The organism is Polaromonas sp. P1_H6 (genome assembly GCF_056405195.1).
The window spans coordinates 1-17,901 of the sequence record NZ_JBFUCN010000006.1 but is presented as its reverse complement, the minus strand read 5'-3'; the positions used below and the strand labels follow the sequence as shown (position 1 = coordinate 17,901).

General features: G+C 65.4%; 17 protein-coding genes. 10 read left to right on the top strand and 7 right to left on the bottom strand.

Annotated elements, in window-relative coordinates:
- Nucleotides 1-17 precede the first annotated feature (17 nt).
- Nucleotides 18-1,394 carry a glycerate kinase type-2 family protein gene (locus AC1D1F_RS07140; RefSeq protein WP_477675433.1) on the bottom strand — a complete coding sequence of 459 codons (1,377 nt, stop codon included), beginning with the start codon at nucleotides 1,392-1,394 and terminating at the stop codon, nucleotides 18-20.
- Nucleotides 1,395-1,546: 152 nt separating this feature from the next.
- On the opposite strand from AC1D1F_RS07140, the gene AC1D1F_RS07135 reads away from it, so the two are divergent.
- Entirely contained in the window at nucleotides 1,547-1,882 is a 336-nt protein-coding gene (locus AC1D1F_RS07135) for a DMT family transporter (RefSeq protein ID WP_477675432.1), read from the top strand.
- Nucleotides 1,883-1,933: 51 nt separating this feature from the next.
- Here the strand turns inward: AC1D1F_RS07135 and AC1D1F_RS07130 are convergent, their stop codons facing one another.
- On the bottom strand, nucleotides 1,934-2,908 hold the full coding sequence (locus AC1D1F_RS07130; RefSeq protein ID WP_477675431.1) for a tripartite tricarboxylate transporter substrate binding protein: 975 nt from the start codon (nucleotides 2,906-2,908) through the stop codon (nucleotides 1,934-1,936).
- An 82-nt stretch (nucleotides 2,909-2,990) separates the two neighbouring features.
- Nucleotides 2,991-4,076 carry a tartrate dehydrogenase gene (locus AC1D1F_RS07125; protein ID WP_477675430.1) on the bottom strand — a complete coding sequence of 362 codons (1,086 nt, stop codon included), beginning with the start codon at nucleotides 4,074-4,076 and terminating at the stop codon, nucleotides 2,991-2,993.
- 103 nt (nucleotides 4,077-4,179) lie between these two features.
- Here AC1D1F_RS07125 and AC1D1F_RS07120 point away from each other — a divergent pair, with 103 nt between their 5' ends.
- Complete coding sequence (locus AC1D1F_RS07120) at nucleotides 4,180-5,115, top strand: LysR family transcriptional regulator (protein WP_477675429.1); 936 nt, start codon at nucleotides 4,180-4,182, stop codon at nucleotides 5,113-5,115.
- Between the two features lie 3 nt (nucleotides 5,116-5,118).
- Here the strand turns inward: AC1D1F_RS07120 and AC1D1F_RS07115 are convergent, their stop codons facing one another.
- Both AC1D1F_RS07115 and xdhC read right to left on the bottom strand, forming a co-directional pair.
- Complete coding sequence (locus AC1D1F_RS07115; protein ID WP_477697096.1) at nucleotides 5,119-6,324, bottom strand: urate hydroxylase PuuD; 1,206 nt, start codon at nucleotides 6,322-6,324, stop codon at nucleotides 5,119-5,121.
- Nucleotides 6,325-6,507: 183 nt separating this feature from the next.
- On the bottom strand, nucleotides 6,508-7,344 hold the full coding sequence (gene xdhC, locus AC1D1F_RS07110) for a xanthine dehydrogenase accessory protein XdhC (RefSeq protein ID WP_477675427.1): 837 nt from the start codon (nucleotides 7,342-7,344) through the stop codon (nucleotides 6,508-6,510).
- A 146-nt stretch (nucleotides 7,345-7,490) separates the two neighbouring features.
- On the opposite strand from xdhC, the gene AC1D1F_RS07105 reads away from it, so the two are divergent.
- Entirely contained in the window at nucleotides 7,491-8,045 is a 555-nt protein-coding gene (locus AC1D1F_RS07105; RefSeq protein WP_477675426.1) for a hypothetical protein, read from the top strand.
- 365 nt (nucleotides 8,046-8,410) lie between these two features.
- Here AC1D1F_RS07105 and AC1D1F_RS07100 read toward each other — a convergent pair whose 3' ends face one another.
- Entirely contained in the window at nucleotides 8,411-9,427 is a 1,017-nt protein-coding gene (locus AC1D1F_RS07100; protein WP_477675425.1) for a tripartite tricarboxylate transporter substrate binding protein, read from the bottom strand.
- 80 nt (nucleotides 9,428-9,507) lie between these two features.
- Entirely contained in the window at nucleotides 9,508-9,861 is a 354-nt protein-coding gene (gene uraH / locus AC1D1F_RS07095; RefSeq protein WP_477675424.1) for a hydroxyisourate hydrolase, read from the bottom strand.
- A gap of 198 nt (nucleotides 9,862-10,059) precedes the next feature.
- On the opposite strand from uraH, the gene AC1D1F_RS07090 reads away from it, so the two are divergent.
- From AC1D1F_RS07090 to AC1D1F_RS07060, 7 genes are all read left to right on the top strand, one after another.
- Nucleotides 10,060-10,725 (top strand): GntR family transcriptional regulator, encoded by a 666-nt coding sequence (locus tag AC1D1F_RS07090; protein ID WP_477675423.1) that lies wholly within the window; start codon nucleotides 10,060-10,062, stop codon nucleotides 10,723-10,725.
- Nucleotides 10,726-10,802: 77 nt separating this feature from the next.
- Nucleotides 10,803-11,738, top strand: coding sequence for an allantoinase PuuE (gene puuE, locus AC1D1F_RS07085; RefSeq protein ID WP_477675422.1), 936 nt, complete (start codon nucleotides 10,803-10,805; stop codon nucleotides 11,736-11,738).
- Nucleotides 11,739-11,740: 2 nt separating this feature from the next.
- Nucleotides 11,741-13,507, top strand: coding sequence for a 2-oxo-4-hydroxy-4-carboxy-5-ureidoimidazoline decarboxylase (uraD, locus tag AC1D1F_RS07080; RefSeq protein ID WP_477675421.1), 1,767 nt, complete (start codon nucleotides 11,741-11,743; stop codon nucleotides 13,505-13,507).
- A 5-nt stretch (nucleotides 13,508-13,512) separates the two neighbouring features.
- Entirely contained in the window at nucleotides 13,513-14,754 is a 1,242-nt protein-coding gene (locus tag AC1D1F_RS07075; RefSeq protein ID WP_477675420.1) for a M20 family metallopeptidase, read from the top strand.
- A gap of 237 nt (nucleotides 14,755-14,991) precedes the next feature.
- The gene (locus AC1D1F_RS07070) at nucleotides 14,992-16,047 is read left to right on the top strand and encodes an ABC transporter substrate-binding protein (RefSeq protein WP_477675419.1); all 1,056 of its coding nucleotides are present in this window, start codon (nucleotides 14,992-14,994) and stop codon (nucleotides 16,045-16,047) included.
- A gap of 2 nt (nucleotides 16,048-16,049) precedes the next feature.
- The gene (locus AC1D1F_RS07065) at nucleotides 16,050-16,874 is read left to right on the top strand and encodes an ABC transporter ATP-binding protein (protein ID WP_477675418.1); all 825 of its coding nucleotides are present in this window, start codon (nucleotides 16,050-16,052) and stop codon (nucleotides 16,872-16,874) included.
- A 2-nt stretch (nucleotides 16,875-16,876) separates the two neighbouring features.
- Entirely contained in the window at nucleotides 16,877-17,644 is a 768-nt protein-coding gene (locus tag AC1D1F_RS07060; RefSeq protein ID WP_477675441.1) for an ABC transporter permease, read from the top strand.
- The last annotated feature ends 257 nt before the right edge of the window (nucleotides 17,645-17,901 follow it).

Sequence of the window (17,901 nt, the reverse complement as noted above, 5' to 3'; positions counted from 1 at the left end):
CTTGCGGGCCTACAGAATTACAGGATCAGCAGCGCGCGGAAGTCGTTGACGTTGGTGTGCGTAGGCCCGGTGATGACCAGGCCGCCCAGCGGTTCGAAGTAGCCGTAGGCATCGTTGCGGTCCAGGTATTGGTCAACTTTCATGCCCTGGGCCAGCGCGCGCTGCAGCGTATCGGGCGCCACAAAGGCGCCAGCATTGTCTTCGACGCCGTCTATGCCGTCGGTATCGGCCGCCAGCGCGTACACGCCGGGCTGGCCCTGCAAGGCCAGCGCCAGGCCCAGGCAGAACTCGCCGGCGCGGCCACCCCGGCCACGCGGCGTGCCTTCAGGCTGTTTCCGGATCGTGACGGTGGTTTCACCGCCACTCAAGATCACGCAAGGCTTGCTGAAGGGCTGGCCCTTCAATGCAACAGCACGCGCCAGCGCCGCATGCACCTTGCCGACCTCGCGCGATTCGCCTTCCATCTCGTCGCTCAGGATCCAGGCCTGAAGGCCGGCCGCGCGCGCCACGGCGGCGGCGGCTTCCAGGCTTTGCTGGGGCGTGGCGATCATGTGGACCTCATGGCCGGTGAAGACCGCGTCGCCGGGCTTGGGGGTTTCGAGCGCGCCCTGCTCCAGCAGGCTCATGATGGCGCCAGGCACTTCAATGCCGTAGCGCTGCAAGATCGCCACCGCCTCGGCGCAGCTGGTCGCGTCGGGCACCGTGGGGCCGCTGGCGATGATGGACGGGTCGTCGCCCGGCACGTCGCTGATGGTGAGCGTCACCACGCGCGCCGGCGCGCAGGCCGCAGCCAGGCGCCCGCCCTTGATGCGCGAGAGGTGCTTGCGCACGCAGTTCATCTCGGAAATGTTCGCGCCGCTGTTAAGCAGCGCCTTGTTGATGCGCTGCTTGTCTTCCAGCGTCAGTCCTTCGGCCGGCAGGGTCAGCAAGGCCGAGCCGCCGCCCGAGATCAGGCACAGCACCAGGTCGTTTTCGGTCAGGCCTTGAACCATGGCCAGGATGCGCTGCGCGGCCGCCAGCCCGGCGGCGTCGGGCACCGGGTGCGCGGCCTCGACGATTTCGATGCGCGGCTTGAGGCCCTCGGGCCGCGGCGGGATGTGGTGGTAGCGCGTGACGACCAGGCCTTCGAGCGGCGCATCGGCCGGCCACAAGGCCTCGACCGCCTGCGCCATGGAGCCGCCGGCCTTGCCCGCGCCAATCACGATGGTGCGGCCGCCGCTGGCTTTTGTGGGCGGTTTGGGCAGGTAACGGGCTGTGTTTTCGAGCGGCAGCGCGCGCGTGACGGCGGCGCGGTACAGGTGCTCGAGGAACTCGCGCGGCTGGGTGGCGGCGTCGGGGGTGGTGTTGCTGGGCATGCTGGAAGTGCTGGAAATGGGTGTCTTGGCGGCGGTCATTGAAATGTCTCCACCCCGGATTGTGCCGTGGTAACCGGGCAGTAACCCGGCAGCCCCCGTGGGCTTCAGGGATACGGCAAAACAGGCGCTGCCTAGAATGACCTTTCACCCCGCTCAACCCATTCCCCACCGAAGAAGAAAGCCCGCATCGCATGAATGCTTACCTCGCCCTTGGCATCGCCATCGTTGCCGAAGTCATCGCCACCACGGCGCTCAAGTCCAGCGAGAGCTTCACGCGGCTGGTGCCTTCGCTGGTCAGCATCGCCGGCTACGGCACGGCGCTGTACCTGCTCACGGTGACCATGAAATCGATTCCCACCGGCGTGACCTATGCGATCTGGTCGGGCCTGGGCATTGTGCTGATCAGCATCACCAGCTTCTTCATCCACCAGCAAAAGATAGACCTCTGGGGCATGGTGGGCATGGCGCTGATCATCGCGGGTGTGGTGGTGCTGAACCTCTTTTCAAACACCACCAGCATTCACTAAGGACCAAGGGACCAAGGCCGGTTCCTGGAAGGATGAGAGGCTTGCGGGGCGTCACTTCTTCCCCAGCCCCAGCCGCCGCGCGCCTTCGGTGTAGAGGGCTATGCGCTCCTTCATGAAGGCGTCCATCTGGTCCGTGCCCACGCTGATCAGTTCAAAGCCGTTCCTGGCGGCGAGCTCCTTCATCTCCGGCTCGCTGTTGAGCGCGGCCCACAGGTCCGACAGCCGCTTGCGCGCTTCCGGCGGCGTGGATTTCGGCACGCCGATGCCGCGGTAGGCGCCGTCCACCCAGTCCACGCCCAGCTCGCGGAAGGTGGGCACGTCGGGCATCAGCGGGTGGCGCTTTTCCATGGCCACCGCGAGCGGCCGCACCCTGCCCTTGTTGCTGATGGCAAAGGGCGTGTAGGTCACCGCGCCATCGACCTGCGCGCCGATCACGGCGATGGACATGTCGCCCGTGCCTTTGTAAGGCACATAGGTGCTCTTGATGCCGAAGGCCGCGTTGAGCCGCTCATGCGCCGCATGGTTGGCCGAGTTCAGGCCGGAACCGCCCAGGTTGAGCTTGCCGGGGTTCTTTTTGGCGGCCGCGATGAAATCCGCGAAGGTCTTGATCGGGCTTTTCTCGGGTACCACCAGCACGTCGGGCGTGTAGTGGAACCAGAACACCGGCGCGATGTCGGCCGTCTTGTACTGCACCTCGCCCTCGATGGGCTGGAACACGATGTGCGGCAGGTTGATGCCCACGACGTTGAGGCCGTCCCCGGGCAGGTTGTTCATCTGGCCCCACATCAGGCCGCCGCCCGCGCCCGCCTTGTACTGGATGATGGTGTCGACCGCCGGGCATTTTTTCTTGAGCACGACCTGCTGGTGGCGCGCAGACAGGTCGGACTCGCCGCCCGGCGGAAAGGCCTGCCAGTACTGCACATTTTTGTCGGGGCAGGCGGGGGCGGCAGGCGCAGGCTGTGCCATGGCGACGGGCGCTGCCGCCATGCAGAAAATGCCCATCCACTTTTTGATCTCGGTGTTCATGCTTGTCTCCTGGTGTTTTTTGGGAAGCGGGAACCGGCCGGCATTCAGGAAAGCCTTGCGCGCCGGCGGCGCACTGAATGGATCAGGCGGCCTGCAACAGGCGGCTGCCGACCTCCGCACAGACGGCCTCGGTGACCTGCGCCGTGGTGGCCTGGCCGCCCAGGTCGCGCGTGTGCAGCGCGGCATTGGCGGTGGTTTTCTCAACCGCCGCCATCAGCACCGCGGCCGCTTCGGCCTCGCCCAGGTGTTCCAGCAGCATGACGCAGCTCCAGAAGGTGCCGACCGGGTTGGCCAGGCCCTTGCCCATGATGTCGAAGGCCGAGCCGTGGATGGGCTCGAACATGCTGGGGTAGCGGCGTTCGGGATCGATGTTGCCGGTGGGCGCGATGCCCAGGCTGCCGGCCAGCGCGGCGGCCAGGTCGCTCAGGATGTCGGCGTGCAGGTTGGTGGCGACCACGGTGTCCAGCGAAGCCGGGCGGTTCACCATGCGCGCGGTGCAGGCATCGACCAATTCCTTGTCCCAGGTGACGTCGGGAAACTCCTGGCTGATCTGCAGCGCGATCTCGTCCCACATCACCATGGCGTGGCGCTGGGCGTTGGACTTGGTGACCACGGTCAGCAGCTTGCGCGGGCGCGACTGCGCCAGCCGGAAGGCGTAGCGCATGATGCGTTCGACACCGGCGCGCGTCATCATCGAAACGTCGGTTGCCACCTCGATCGGGTGGCCCTGGTGCGCCCGCCCGCCGACACCCGAATACTCGCCCTCGGAGTTCTCGCGCACGATGACCCAGTTGAGTTGCTCCGGGGTGCAGCGCTTGAGCGGCGCGTCTATGCCGGGCAGGATGCGCGTGGGCCGCACGTTGGCGTACTGGTCGAAGCCCTGGCAGATCTTCAGGCGCAGGCCCCACAGCGTGATGTGGTCGGGGATGTGCGGATCGCCGGCCGAGCCGAACAGGATGGCGTCCTGGCCGCGCAATTCGTCCAGGCCCTTGTCGGGCATCATCACGCCGTGCTTGCGGTACCAGTCGCCGCCCCAACCGTAGGACGTGAACTCGAAACGGAAATTCTTTTGCGTGGCGGCAAGCGCTTGCAACACTTGCTGGCCGGCCGGGACGACCTCTTTGCCGATGCCGTCGCCGGGGATACAGGCGATTTTGTAAGTCTTCATGGGTTTCCTCAGTGGTGATGCCGGTGGTGATGCCTCCAATGTAGCGATTGGCGGGAACAACAAAAGCCTTTAAAGTGAGACCATTGTTAACTTCAGGTTACGAATGAATCCATCCAGTCCCGCCCCTTCCGAGATGGCTTTTTTCAGCCTGCTGGCGCGCTACGGCAGCCTGTCGGCCACGGCGCGCGAACTCGGCGTCAGCACCGCGGCCGTCAGCAAGCGGCTGGCGCAGATGGAGGCCAGGCTGGGCGTGCAGCTGCTCAACCGCACGACGCGGCGCGCCAGCCTCACGCAGGAAGGCGAGATCTACCTGACGCATGCGCGCCGCATCCTGGCCGACATCGACGACATGGAGCAGCAGGTCTCCAGCGCCGTGGCTGCCCCCAAGGGCCTGCTGCGCGTGAACGCCACCCTGGGTTTCGGCCGCAGCCATGTAGCGCCGCTGGTCTCGCGTTTCGTGAAAGCCCATCCCGAGGTCGAAGTGCAGCTGCAGCTCACGGTCAACCCGCCGCCGCTGACCGAGGACGCCTTCGATGTCTGCATACGCTTCGGTGAGCCGCCCGACGCCCGCGTGGTCGCGCGCCTGATAGCGCCCAACCGCCGCCTGCTCTGCGCCGCGCCAGCCTACCTGGCCCGCCACGGCACACCCAGGGTGCCGCACGACCTGGCGCGGCACAACTGCATAGGCATACGCCAGGGTGACGAGGCCTACGGCATGTGGCGCCTGTCCTCCGGCAAGCAGACGCAGGCCGTCAAGGTGCACGGCAACCTGAGCACCAGCGACGGCGAGATCGCGGTGAACTGGGCGCTGGACGGCCACGGCATCCTGATGCGCGCCGAATGGGACATCGCCAAATACCTGCGCAGCGGCCGCCTGGTGCAGGTGCTGGAGAACTACCGCACGCCACCGGCCGACATCCACGCGGTGTATCCGGCCCGCCACCAGCATTCAGCCCGGGTCAAGGCCTTTGTGGATTTTTTGGCACGGCATTTTGAGAAGCCCTCCACACGCGCGGCCGGGCTGGTGAGCAATTGGTAGGCGCTATTCAGTTCGCGCGCCCGCGTCGAACCACTGCTTGATGGCCAGCCGCTCCGCCTCGGTGATACCGGTCGCGTTGTTCATGGGCATCAGCCGCGTGACCACGGCCTGCTGGTAGACCTGCGTCGCATGCTGCTTGACGGCCCCGGGTGAATCGAGGCGCACATTCTTCATCTGCAGCTGTGCACCGTGGCACTGGTAGCAGCGCTGGGCCAGGATGGGTTGCACCTTGTCATAACCGGAGCCGGATGAGACGGCGGCCGGTGCAGCCGCGGCAATGGGCGCGGGTTTCATCCAGACGATCACACCGATGATCACAGCGACACCCGCCAGCGCATACGCCAGCGGGTGCCGGTTGCGGCCCAGCTTGTAGCCGTGGCGCAGCACAAAGAACTGGCGTATCGCCGCGCCGGCCAGCATCATGAGGATCAGCACCAGCCAGTTTTGCGGATGGCTCCAGGTGAAGCTGTAGTGGTTGCTGAGCATGGCGAACAGCACCGGCAGCGTGAAGTAGGTGTTGTGCACGCTGCGCTGCTTGCCGCGCTGGCCGTGCACCGGGTCCACCGCCTCACCGGCCTTGATGGCGGCCACCACCTTGCGCTGGCCGGGGATGATCCAGAAGAACACATTGGCGCTCATGGCGGTCGCCATCATCGCGCCCACCAGCAGAAAGGCCGCGCGCCCGGCAAACCAGTGGCAGGCCAGCCAGGATGCGATGCAGACCAGCACGGCGACCAATGCGCCCACGATGGCGTCGCCATTTTTGCCCCTGCCGAACAGCTGGCAGATGCCGTCGTACAGCATCCAGAAGATCACGAAAAAAGACAGCGCCACGCCGGCCGCCGCGCCGGGCGACCAGTTCATCAGCGATTTGTCGACCAGGTAGGTGCCGGCGTTCCAGAGATAGGACACCGTGAACAGCGCAAAGCCCGACAGCCAGGTGCTGTAGCTTTCCCAGTAAAACCAGTGCAGGTGGGCCGGCAGCTGCGGCGGCTTGACGGCGAATTTGACTGGGTGGTAAAACCCGCCGCCGTGCACGGCCCAGAGCTCGCCACTGACGCCCTGTTTCTTGAGGTCTTCATCAACCGGCGGCGTGAGGCTGCTGTCGAGGAAGACGAAGTAAAACGAGGAGCCGACCCAGGCGATGGCGGTGATGACGTGGACCCAGCGCAGCAGCAGGTTGGCCCAGTCCAGGAGGTAGCTTTCCATATCTCTCAACCCTTGCGGCGCCCGTGCGGGCACCGCGATTTCAGCCTGCTCACCACTGCGGGCGCTGTAAGCAGAAAACGGGTCACGAACAAAAGAAGCGGGGCTTGATGTTTGAGGCCCTGCTTCCCGGCTCCGCTGCGACCTGGTGTTGGGAGTTTATCGGCTTTGCCGACGGGCGCAAGCTCAGCCCGCATCGATGCTCTGCAACAACTGCGCCGCAACAGCGACGGCAATGACTTCCGGCTCCTTGCCTGTGATGCCGGGCACGCCTATCGGACAAGTCACATGCGCGAGTTCAGCCGGCGTGAAGCCCCTGGCCTCCAGCCGGTGCCTGAAGGCCGCCCATTTGGTCTTGCTGCCGATCAGCCCCATGTAAGGCAAGTCGCCCTGCTCACGCTGGCGCTTGAGGCAGGCGGCCACGATGTCCAGGTCTTCCGCATGGCTGAAGCTCATGACCAGCACGCGCGACCGCGGCGCCAGGCCCGGCACGGCGTCCTGCACCGGCTCTGAATGCTCGCACACCACACGCGGCGGCACGCTGTCCGGGAACACGCCGTCACGGCTGTCTATCCAGGTCAGCGCGAACGGCAGGGGTGCGAGCACCTGGGCGAGCGCATGGCCGACATGGCCGCCGCCGAACAGCGCCACCGGCGTGAGCCGTGGCGCATCCAGCCGCAGCGCTAGCGCCGCCGCATCGCCGGCCTCCACCCGCTCGAAGCGCAGCTGCACCACACCGCCGCAGCACTGGCCCAGCGACGGGCCCAGCGCCACGCGCTGCGGCTCAACTTCGTGCGGAGCATCGCCTTTTTCCAGCAGCGTGCGAGCTTTGGTGATGGCCTCGTATTCGAGGTGGCCGCCGCCTATGGTGCCCACGATGGCATCGGCGAACACGGCCATCCAGGTGCCCGCCTCCCGCGGGACCGAGCCCTGTGTTTCGGCCACCCGCACCAGCACCGCCGGCGCTGTGGCCAGGCGGGCCAGCAGGGCGTCAAGTAACAAACCGGTGTTGCAGGAAACCATTGGTGACGTGTTGAAAGCGTAAGAAAACGGAATAGTCGGCAAAATGAGACCTTAGCACCACCCGGCCGGCGCGCGGTCTCCGCGCATGATGGCGGGTATACGCAAAACCCCATGAGCCGGCCCCAAGAGGCCCAGAGAGGCAAACCATGACAAGACCAGAGATGCCTTCTTCCCCTTCTACTTCAACTTCTTCTTCCGCCCCGCGGCGCTTCTGGCTGATGGCCCTGCTGTCCGCGGCCGGGGCCGCCATCGTGAGCGCCTGCAAAACCGCCCCCGACGCCACGCCCGCGCCCGGACCCGCCAAGGCGCCGGACACCCCGGTGATCGGCCCCATCGCGGGCCCCCAGGGCTCGGCCCGGAGCTCCAGCGCCTCCACGCCGCGCGCCTACCGCGAAGACGGCGCCACGCACATCTACGGCCTCAATTCAGACCGCGTCTACAAAGGCCGCATGCCGCCGCTGCTGTATGCCGTCGGTGTGCTGAATGTGGAGATCGACCGCGCCGGCCGCGTGACCCGCCTGGACTGGATGCGCGCGCCGCGCCAGGCGCCCGAAGTGATGGCCGAAATCGAGCGCACCGTCCAACAGGCCTCGCCCTTCCCAGCGCCCACCCGCATGGGCAAAGTGGTTTACACCGACACCTGGCTGTGGCACAAGAGCGGCAAGTTCCAGCTGGACACGCTCACAGAAGGACAGGACTGACTAAGGCCCCGACTGCTGCAGGTATTCCGTTTTTATCTTCGGCTATTGGCTGTTTGCATTCCGCTCCCACCCCTTGTGGATGCGCCGAGGAGCGCAGGGCCAGACGGATCAGGGATCGCGTTGTCTGAGCCGAAGGCGAGTTTAGCGAGACCCCGGCTGGACCGAGCACCGCAGGCTGCCCGCAGCGAAGCGGAGGGACGCAGCAACCAGGGTCGCCTTTTGGTATTCGCATAACTTCGCTTCGCGAAGTGAGCGAATCCCCACTGCGTGACCTTTTGCTTACTTTGCTTTTGGCGAAGCAAAAGAAAAGTGAGTTGCCGCCGGGCAACCCCCGGCCCCGGAACCCAAACCAACACCTGCGCCCATTAATCTATCTTGAGATTCTGCGTTTTAACGACGTTCACCCACGCCCGGTAATCCGCCTCAATGAACTGACCAAGCTGCGCAGGCGTTCCCGGCGCGGCGTCCACAGCGTCGGCCTTGAAACGGGCCAGCACGTCGGGCATGGCCACGATCTTGTTGATGGCGGCGTTCAGGGTGTTGACGACGGCGGGCGGCGTGCCGGCGGGCGCGGCCAGCGCGAAGTAGTTCAGCACGTCAAAGCCCTTCAGGCCGGACTCCGCCATGCTGGGCACGTCGGGCAAGGCGCTGGAGCGTTTGGCGCTGGTCACGGCCAGCGGCTTGACGCTGCCGTTCTTGATGAAGGGCAGCAGCGCGGGAATGGTGCCGGTCACGAGCTGGATCTGCCCGCCGATCATGTCCATGGTGGCCGGCGCCACGCCGCGATACGGGATGTGCGTGATGAAGGTGCCGGTGCGGGCTTTGAGCGATTCCAGCACCAGGTGGTTGACACCGCCCGAGCCGGCGGAGCCATAGTTGAGCGCGCCGGGTTTCTGCCTGGCCAGCGCGATCAGCTCTTTCATGTTGTTGGCCGGCAGCTGCTTGTTGGCGGCCCAGACCAACGGGCCGCTGGCGATCATGCCGACCGGCGTGAACTGGCGCAGCGGGTCGTAGTTGGCGCTGGGCAGCGAGGCCGCCACCGTGGTGAAAGGCGATGCCACCAGCAGCAGCGCGTAGCCGTCGGCCGGCGCCTGCGCCACAAACTGCGTGCCGATGGCGCCCGAAGCGCCCGCGCGGTTGTCGACCACAAAGGTTCCGCCCAGGACTTCACCGAGCTTTTGCGCGATCAGCCGCCCCATCGCGTCGGTGCCGGCGCCGGGCGCGAAGGGCACGACGATCTTGACGGGACGTTCAGGATAAGCGGCGGTGTTGGAAGAAGGGCCTTGTGCCAGCGCGGTGCAAGCCATCAGGGTGGCGACGGTGCCTGCAGACAACAGCAGGGCTTGGCGGCGGCTCAGCGCGCCCATCGGCTTGACGTTCATGGGGGAAGAGGCTCAGTAGTAAAAAGGGCTGATTGTTCCCGACCCGCATGACGCCCTCATGACACAGGCTCACCGACGGTTCAACTGCCCCGATAAGTGGAGTAGCTCCAGGGGCTCACCAGCAAAGGCACGTGGTAATGCGCGGTGATGTCGGCCACGCCGAAGTCCAGGCTGACCTGGTCCAGAAAGGCCGGCTCTGGCAGCGCCACGCCGCGCGCCTTGAAGTAATCCGCAACGTCAAACACCAGGCGGTAAGTGCCCGCTTTCAAATTGCTGCTGTCGTACAGCGGTCCGTCCGGGCTACGGCCGTCATCGTTCAGTGTGAAGGCTTTCACCAGCGTGGCCTGGCCCGCCCGGGTTGTGTACAGCGACACCTTCATGCCACCCGCAGGTAAGCCATGCATCGTGTCCAGTACATGTGTGCTCAAGCCCATGGCGTTCCTTGGTAATAGTTGGGGGAGCCGCTCAAAAACCCTCCCGGCGTTGTTGCAGCCGCCTTGCCGTGCTGTAGCACTGTCTGCGGCGTCGCGCCTAGCCAGGACCGCTTCGCTGGGTTTGTGAGCAGCTCTTGGTTTTAATTTCGGTTTACCAAAAGTGTATACAGTTTTTGGGTTTACGGCTATCATGCGCCGATGGAACCATCGACCACCCATGCCATTGTCGAGGCGCTGACCAAGGCCATTGTGGAGCACAGGCTGCACCCGGGCACCAAGCTGGCGGAACAAAAACTCGCCGACCATTTCGGTGTCTCGCGCACGCTGGTGCGACAGGCGCTGTTCCAGCTTTCGCAAAACCGACTGATACGCCTGGAGCCCGCGCGCGGCGCCTTTGTGGCCGCTCCCTCGGTAATGGAAGCGCGCCAGGTGTTTGCCGTGCGCCGCATGCTGGAAGCCGAAATGACGCGTGCCTTTGTGCGCGAGGTCACACCCGCGAAGATCAAGGCGCTCAAGGAACACGTGGCCCAGGAAAAAGCCGCGCTTGACATTGGCGACGTGCCCGGCCGCAATGAGCTGCTGGGCGACTTCCACGTGCGCATGGCCGAGCTCATGGGCAATGAAGTGCTGGCGCAAATGCTGGGCGAGCTGATCTCGCGCTGCGCGCTGATCACGCTGATGTACCAGACGGCCAGCGCCGCCGAGCACTCCAACGACGAGCACGCCGAAATCGTCAAGGCCCTGGCCGCCAAGGACGAGGCCCTGGCCGTGCGCCTGATGACCGAACACCTGCTGCACGTCGAGGAAAACCTGGCCTTCGACCGCAAGGTGCCGACCAACGACATTTCGATGGCTTTGTCATGAACAACAAAATTTTCGCCGGGCCGCCCCAAGAAAATTTAGCCCCCTCGGGGGGCAGCGTAGTACGCGAAGCGACAAGCGTGGGGGCAACATATCCACGCGACCTCGTCGGCTACGGCCGGAATCCGCCGCAGGCCAACTGGCCCGGCAAGGCCCGCATCGCCGTGCAGTTCGTGCTCAATTACGAAGAAGGCGGCGAGAACTCGGTGCTGCACGGCGACGCCGGTTCCGAGCAATTTTTGTCCGAGATGGCCAACCCGCCCAGCTTTGCCGACCGCCACCTGAGCATGGAAGGCATTTACGAATACGGCTCGCGCGTGGGCGTGTGGCGCATCCTGCGCGAATTTGAAAAGCGCGGGCTGCCGCTGACCGTCTTCGGCGTCGGCATGGCCTTGCAGCGCCACCCCGAGGTGGCCGCAGCCTTCACCGAGCTCGGCCACGAGATCGCCTGCCACGGCTGGCGCTGGATCAACTACCAGCAGGTCGACGAGGCCACCGAACGCGAACACATGCGCCTGGGCCTGGACGCGATCGAAAAACTCACCGGCACGCGCCCGCTGGGCTGGTACACCGGCCGCGACAGCCCCAACACGCGCCGCCTGGTGGCCGACGACGGCCGGCTCGAATACGACAGCGACTACTACGGCGACGAGCTGCCCTTCTGGACCGAGGTGGCGCGAACCGACGGCGCCGTGGTACCCCGGCTGGTCGTGCCCTACACGCTGGACACCAACGACATGCGCTTCGCCCTGCCCCAGGGCTTCGCGCAGGCCGAGGACTTTTTTATCTACCTGCGCGACAGCTTCGACGCGCTGTATGCCGAGGGCGATGAGTCGCCCAAAATGCTCAGCATAGGCATGCACTGCCGCCTGCTGGGCCGCCCCGGCCGCATCGTGGCATTGCAGCGTTTCCTCGACCATGTGCAGAAGCACGACCGCGTCTGGGTCTGCCGCCGCATCGACATCGCCCGCCACTGGCAGGCCACCCACCCCCACACGCCCCGGCAGGAAAACTGAACATGGCCATCACCCTTGAACAGGTCAACACCGCGCCGCGCGACCAGGCGCTGCAGCTACTGGACGGGCTTTACGAGCACTCGCCCTGGGTCGCTGAAAAAGCACTCGACGCCCGCCCCTTCCGTTCGCTGGCGCAGCTCAAGCACGCGATGGCCCAGGTGCTGCGCGCGGCCGGCAGGGATGCCCAGGTCAAGCTCATCCAGGCGCATCCCGAACTGGCCGGCAAGGCCATGGTGAGCAAAAACCTCACGGCGGAATCCTCCCACGAACAGGGCAAGGCCGGCCTCACCGATTGCACGACCGAAGAGTTCGCCACGCTGCAAAAGCTGAACGCCGACTACAACGCCAAGTTCAGTTTCCCCTTCATCCTCGCGGTGCGCGGCCCGCGCGGTACCGGCCTGGGGCGGCAACAGATCATCGACACCTTCGCGCGCCGCCTGCAGAACCATCCCGACTTCGAGCTGCAGGAGAACCTGCGCAACATCCACCGCGTGGTGGAACTCAGGCTCAACGACAAGTTCGCCGCCACGCCCGCGCTGGGCAACGACGTCTGGGACTGGCATGAAGCGATGTCGCAGTACAGCGACCCGGGCTATCTTGAAAAAGGCCAGCTCACGGTGACCTACCTGACCGAGGCGCACCGCGCCTGCGCGGCCTTCATCAGCGGCACCATGCGGGACTGCGGCTTTGACGAGGTGGGCATTGATGCGGTGGGCAATGTGGTGGGCGTCTACAAGGCCTCGGCGCCGGGCGCCAAGACCCTGCTCACCGGCAGCCATTACGACACCGTGCGCAACGGCGGCAAGTACGACGGCCGGCTCGGCATCTTCGCGCCCATGGCCTGTGTGCGCGAGTTGCACCGCCAGGGCAAGCGCCTGCCTTTCAACATCGAGGTCGTGGGCTTTGCCGAGGAGGAAGGCCAGCGCTACAAGGCGACCTTCCTCGGTTCCGGCGCGCTGATCGGCGACTTCAAGCCCGAGTGGCTGGACCAGAAGGATGCCGACGGCATCACCATGCGCGAGGCCATGCGGAACGCCGGCCTGAAACCTGAAGACATCGGCAACATCAAACGCGAGGCCGGCAACTACCTGGGTTTTGTCGAAGTTCACATCGAGCAAGGCCCGGTGCTCAACGAACTCGATCTGCCGCTGGGCATCGTGACGTCGATCAACGGCAACGTGCGCTACCTCTGCGAGATCACCGGCATGGCCAGCCACGCCGGCACCACGCCCATGAACCGCCGCCGCGACGCGGCCGCCGCTACCGCCGAACTGCTGCTCTACGTGGAGCGCCGCGCCGCGCAAGACGGCGATTCCGTCGGCACCGTCGGCATGCTGCAGGTGCCCAGCGGCTCCATCAACGTGGTGCCCGGGCGCTGCCTGTTCTCGCTGGACCTGCGCGCGCCCGTCGACGCGCAGCGCGACGCGCTGGTGGCCGACGTGCTGGCCGAGCTCAAAACCATTTGTGAACGCCGCGGCGTGCACTTCACGACCGAACTCACCGAACGCGCCGCCGCCGCGCCCAGCGCGCCGGCCTGGCAGCAGCGCTGGGAGCGCGCGGTCGATTCGCTGGGCGTGCCTTTGCATGCCATGCCCAGCGGCGCCGGCCACGACGCCATGAAGCTGCACAAGGTGATGCCGCAGGCCATGCTCTTTGTGCGCGGCCAGAACTCCGGCATCAGCCACAACCCGCTGGAAAGCAGCACCAGCGACGACATCGAGCTTGCGATCCAGGCCTTCACCCATCTGCTCACCCATCTCGCGCCCTGACCACCATGACCTTTTCCACCGATTACGCCCGGCTCGACAGCTGGATAGACGCCCATTTCGACGAGGAAACCGCCTTCCTCCAGCAGTTGATACGCGTGCCCACCGACACGCCGCCCGGCAACAACGCGCCGCATGCCGAACGCACCGCCGACCTCATCAAGGCCTTCGGCTTCGAGGCCGAAAAGCATCCCGTGCCTGAAGCCGATGTGCGTGCTTACGGCATGGAATCCATCACCAACCTGATCGTGCGGCGACAGTACGGCAACAAGGGCGAAGGCAAAACCATCGCCCTCAACGCCCACGGCGACGTGGTGCCACCCGGCGAAGGCTGGACAAAAGACCCCTACGGCGGCGAGATCGTGGACGGCAAGATTTACGGCCGCGCCTCGGCTGTCAGCAAATGCGATTTTGCGAGCTTCACCTTCGCCGTGCGCGCGCTCGAAGCGCTGGGCGCGCCGCTCAAGGGCGCGGTCGAGCTGCACTTCACCTATGACGAAGAATTCGGCGGCGAGATGGGCCCGGGCTGGCTGCTCAAGCAGGGCTTGACCAAACCCGACCTGCTGATCGCGGCCGGCTTCTCGTATGAAGTCGTCACCGCCCACAACGGCTGCCTGCAGATGGAAGTCACGGTGCACGGCAAGATGGCCCATGCCGCGATCCCAGACACCGGTGTCGATGCGCTGCAGGGCGCGGTGCACATCCTCAACGCACTCTATGCGCAGAACACGCTCTACCAGCAGGTCACCTCCAAGGTCGAGGGCATCAAACATCCCTACCTCAATGTGGGCCGCATCGAAGGCGGCACCAACACCAACGTGGTGCCCGGCAAGGTGATGTTCAAGCTGGACCGCCGCATGATCCCCGAGGAGAACCCGGCCGAGGTCGAGGCCAATATCCGCAAGGTGATTGCCGATGCCGCGGCCGAACGCAAAGGCATCACCATCGACATCAAGCGCCTGCTGCTGGCCAATTCCATGCGGCCGCTGCCCGGCAACCAGCCTCTGGTCGAGGCCATCCAGAAACACGGCGAGGCTTTGTTCGGCCAGAAGATCCCGGCCATGGGCACGCCGCTCTACACCGACGTGCGCCTGTACGCCGAAGCCGGCATTCCCGGCGTGATCTACGGCGCCGGCCCGCGCACCGTGCTCGAATCGCATGCCAAGCGCGCCGACGAACGCCTGGAACTCGAAGACCTGCGCCGCGCCACCAAGGTGATTGCGCGCACGCTGCGCGACCTGCTGGCCTGAGCTGACTGCACGATGCCCCCGCTTCGGGGGTAATCACGGACGGAAAAATCCGCAAAAGCGGCGAGCCCGGCGCGACTTTCGCCGAAAATAGGCCGCACGCCGTGCCGGCGAGGGTGTTTCGTCCCCTCGCCCCCTTTACCCGAAAAGCACGGCATTGTTTTTGCTATCCCTTCCGTAGCTCCCGCTACCGCTTCTTCGAGGCGGCCAGTGCTCACTTTTTTGGCCCAGGACCACCCCATGACCCACCGCATGCCCTTGTTTTCCGCCGCGCAACTCGCCAGGGCCGCCGGCCTGCTCGCCGCCACCGCGGCCTTCAGCCTCGCCCATGCGCAGAACACGCCCATCAAGTTCCAGCTCGACTGGCGCTTTGAGGGCCCGGCCGCCCTCTTCCTCACGCCGGTGGCCAAGGGCTACTTCAAGGCCAACAAGCTGGACGTGACGGTGGACGCCGGCAACGGCTCGGGCGGCGCGGTCACGCGCGTAGCCTCGGGCACCTACGACATGGGTTTTGCCGACCTGGCCTCGGTCATGGAGTTCCATGCCAACAACCCTGACGCGCCCAACAAGCCTGTCGCCGTGATGATGGTCTACAACAACACGCCGGCCTCGGTCATGGCGCTCAAGAAGTCGGGCATCAAGACCCCGGCCGACCTCAACGGCAAAAAAATGGGCGCCCCGGTGTTCGACGCCGGCCGCCGTGCCTTCCCGGTCTTTGCCAAGGCCAACAAGATCACCGGCTTCCAGTGGGTCACCATGGACCCGCCGCTGCGCGAAACCATGCTGGCGCGCGGCGACGTCGATGCCATCACCGGCTTCACCTTCACCTCGCTGCTCAACCTCGAGGCGCGCGGCGTCAAGGCCGAGGACGTGGTGGTGCTGCCCTATGCCGACTTCGGCGTGAAGCACTACGGTAACGTCGTCATCGCCTCGCCCAAGCTCATCAAGGAGAACCCGGCCGCCGTCAAAGCCTTCCTGCAGGCCTTCACCAAGGGCGTGAAAGACGTTGTGGCCGACCCTGCCGCCGCGATTGAATTCGTCAAGGCGCGCGACGGCATCATCAACGTGCCGCTGGAAGTGCGCCGCCTGCGCCTGGCGATAGACACCGTGGTCAACAGCCCCGACGCACGCGCCGAGGGCTTCGGCCAGGTCAAAGCCCCTCGCCTCACGCTGATGGCCTCGCAGGTCTCCGACGCCTTCGGCACCAAGACCCGCGTCGACCCCGCGCTGGTGTGGAACGGCTCCTTCCTGCCCACGGCGACTGAACTCAATGTGCTGCCAGTTCCCAAGAAATAAGCATGTCCCTGGCCACTGCCGACAACCCTCATTTCGTTGATTTCCGCGACGTCTGGCTCGCCTACAACGACGAGCTGCTCGCGCGCAAACAGTTTTCCGTCGAGGCCATAGACCTGCAGGTGCGGCAAGGCGAGTTCATCGCCATCGTCGGGCCTTCGGGCTGCGGCAAGTCCACCTTCATGAAGCTCGCCACCGGCCTGAAGATGCCTTCGGCGGGCCGCATCCTGATCGACGGCCGGCCCGTGACCGGGCCGCTCAAGATCTCGGGCATGGCCTTCCAGGCGCCGTCGCTGCTGCCCTGGCGCACCACGGTCGGCAATGTGCTGCTGCCGCTCGAGATCGTCGAGCCCTACCGCAGCCAGTTCAAGGCCAAGCGCAAGGAGTTCGAGGAACGCGCACGGCGCTTGCTGCAAAAGGTCGGCCTGGCCGGTTATGAAGACAAGTTCCCCTGGCAGCTCTCGGGCGGCATGCAGCAGCGCGTGAGCATCTGCCGGGCTCTGATCCACGAGCCCAAGATGCTGCTGCTCGACGAGCCCTTCGGCGCGCTCGACGCCTTCACGCGCGAAGAGTTGTGGTGCATCCTGCGCGACCTCTGGACCGAGCAGCGCTTCAACGTAATCCTGGTCACGCATGACCTGCGCGAGTCGGTGTTCCTGGCCGACACGGTGTATGTGATGAGCAAAAGCCCGGGCCGTTTTGTCGTCAGGCGCGAAATCGACCTGCCGCGCCCGCGCGACCTGGAAGTCACCTACACCCGCGAATTCAGCGACATCGTGCACGAGCTGCGCGGCCACATAGGCGCGATGCGCGGCGGAGCGCAACCGTGAACATGAACAACAAACAACTCGAACGCTGGGCGCCGTGGCTGCTGCTGGCGCTGGTGGTGGCACTGTGGCAGGCCGCGTGCGCGGGTTTCTCGGTGCCCGAGTTCATCTTCCCGGCGCCGCTGGCCATCGCCCAGGCCATGGCCGAATTCGCCGGCCCGATTGCCGAAGCCGCCTGGAAAACCTTCTGGGTCACGATGGTCGGCTTTGGCCTGTCCATCGTCGTCGGCGTGCTGCTGGGTTTCCTGGTCGGTTCATCGCGCCTGGCCTATGCGGCGGTCTATCCGCTGCTGGTGGCCTTCAATGCCGTGCCGAAAGCGGCGATTGTCCCCATCCTGATTGTCTGGTTCGGCATAGGCATTGGCCCCGGCATCCTGACCGCCTTCCTGATCTCGTTTTTCCCCATCACCGTCAACATGGCCACCGGCCTGGCCACGCTGGAGCCCGAACTGGAAGACGTGCTGCGCGTGCTAGGCGCCAAGCGCCGTGACGTGCTCATCAAGGTCGGCCTGCCGAGGTCCATGCCCTACTTTTTCGCCTCGCTCAAGGTGTCCATCACGCTGGCTTTTGTCGGTACGGTGCTGGCCGAGATGACAGCCGGGGATTCGGGGATTGGCTATCTCATGCAGAGTGCCGGGTCGCAGCAACGGCTGGCGTTGGCGTTTGCCGGGCTGGTGGTGATTGGGGCTATGGCGATGGCTATGTATGAGTTGTTTAGTTATGTTGAGAAGCATACGACCGGGTGGGCGCATCGGGGGTCACAGGCTGGCTGAAGTGTCCGGCCTTGCTCCGGCGGTGCGCTCTCTGCTGAGGGTTGCTGGCCGGGGTTGCCCGGCGGCAAGTAACTTTCTTTTGCTTCGCCAAAAGAAAGTCACCAAAGAAAAGGCGACCCGCAGTCTGGGTCCCTACGCTTCGCTACGGGCAACCTGCGGTGCTCGAGCCAAGCGGGGTCTGGCTAAACTCGCCTTCGGCTCAAACAACGCCAGCCCTGATCCGCTTGTCTCTGCGCTCCTCGGCCCAGCCAGGACGG

Excerpts from the sequence above, each read along its gene's own strand:
- AC1D1F_RS07140 (WP_477675433.1), bottom strand. The coding sequence starts at position 1,394 with ATGACCGCCGCCAAGACACCCATTTCCAGCACTTCCAGCATGCCCAGC.
- AC1D1F_RS07135 (WP_477675432.1), top strand. The coding sequence starts at position 1,547 with ATGAATGCTTACCTCGCCCTTGGCATCGCCATCGTTGCCGAAGTCATC.
- AC1D1F_RS07130 (WP_477675431.1), bottom strand. The coding sequence starts at position 2,908 with ATGAACACCGAGATCAAAAAGTGGATGGGCATTTTCTGCATGGCGGCA.
- AC1D1F_RS07125 (WP_477675430.1), bottom strand. The coding sequence starts at position 4,076 with ATGAAGACTTACAAAATCGCCTGTATCCCCGGCGACGGCATCGGCAAA.
- AC1D1F_RS07120 (WP_477675429.1), top strand. The coding sequence starts at position 4,180 with ATGAATCCATCCAGTCCCGCCCCTTCCGAGATGGCTTTTTTCAGCCTG.
- AC1D1F_RS07115 (WP_477697096.1), bottom strand. The coding sequence starts at position 6,324 with ATGGAAAGCTACCTCCTGGACTGGGCCAACCTGCTGCTGCGCTGGGTC.
- xdhC (WP_477675427.1), bottom strand. The coding sequence starts at position 7,344 with ATGGTTTCCTGCAACACCGGTTTGTTACTTGACGCCCTGCTGGCCCGC.
- AC1D1F_RS07105 (WP_477675426.1), top strand. The coding sequence starts at position 7,491 with ATGACAAGACCAGAGATGCCTTCTTCCCCTTCTACTTCAACTTCTTCT.
- AC1D1F_RS07100 (WP_477675425.1), bottom strand. The coding sequence starts at position 9,427 with ATGAACGTCAAGCCGATGGGCGCGCTGAGCCGCCGCCAAGCCCTGCTG.
- uraH (WP_477675424.1), bottom strand. The coding sequence starts at position 9,861 with ATGGGCTTGAGCACACATGTACTGGACACGATGCATGGCTTACCTGCG.
- AC1D1F_RS07090 (WP_477675423.1), top strand. The coding sequence starts at position 10,060 with ATGGAACCATCGACCACCCATGCCATTGTCGAGGCGCTGACCAAGGCC.
- uraD (WP_477675421.1), top strand. The coding sequence starts at position 11,741 with ATGGCCATCACCCTTGAACAGGTCAACACCGCGCCGCGCGACCAGGCG.
- AC1D1F_RS07075 (WP_477675420.1), top strand. The coding sequence starts at position 13,513 with ATGACCTTTTCCACCGATTACGCCCGGCTCGACAGCTGGATAGACGCC.
- AC1D1F_RS07070 (WP_477675419.1), top strand. The coding sequence starts at position 14,992 with ATGACCCACCGCATGCCCTTGTTTTCCGCCGCGCAACTCGCCAGGGCC.
- AC1D1F_RS07065 (WP_477675418.1), top strand. The coding sequence starts at position 16,050 with ATGTCCCTGGCCACTGCCGACAACCCTCATTTCGTTGATTTCCGCGAC.
- AC1D1F_RS07060 (WP_477675441.1), top strand. The coding sequence starts at position 16,877 with ATGAACAACAAACAACTCGAACGCTGGGCGCCGTGGCTGCTGCTGGCG.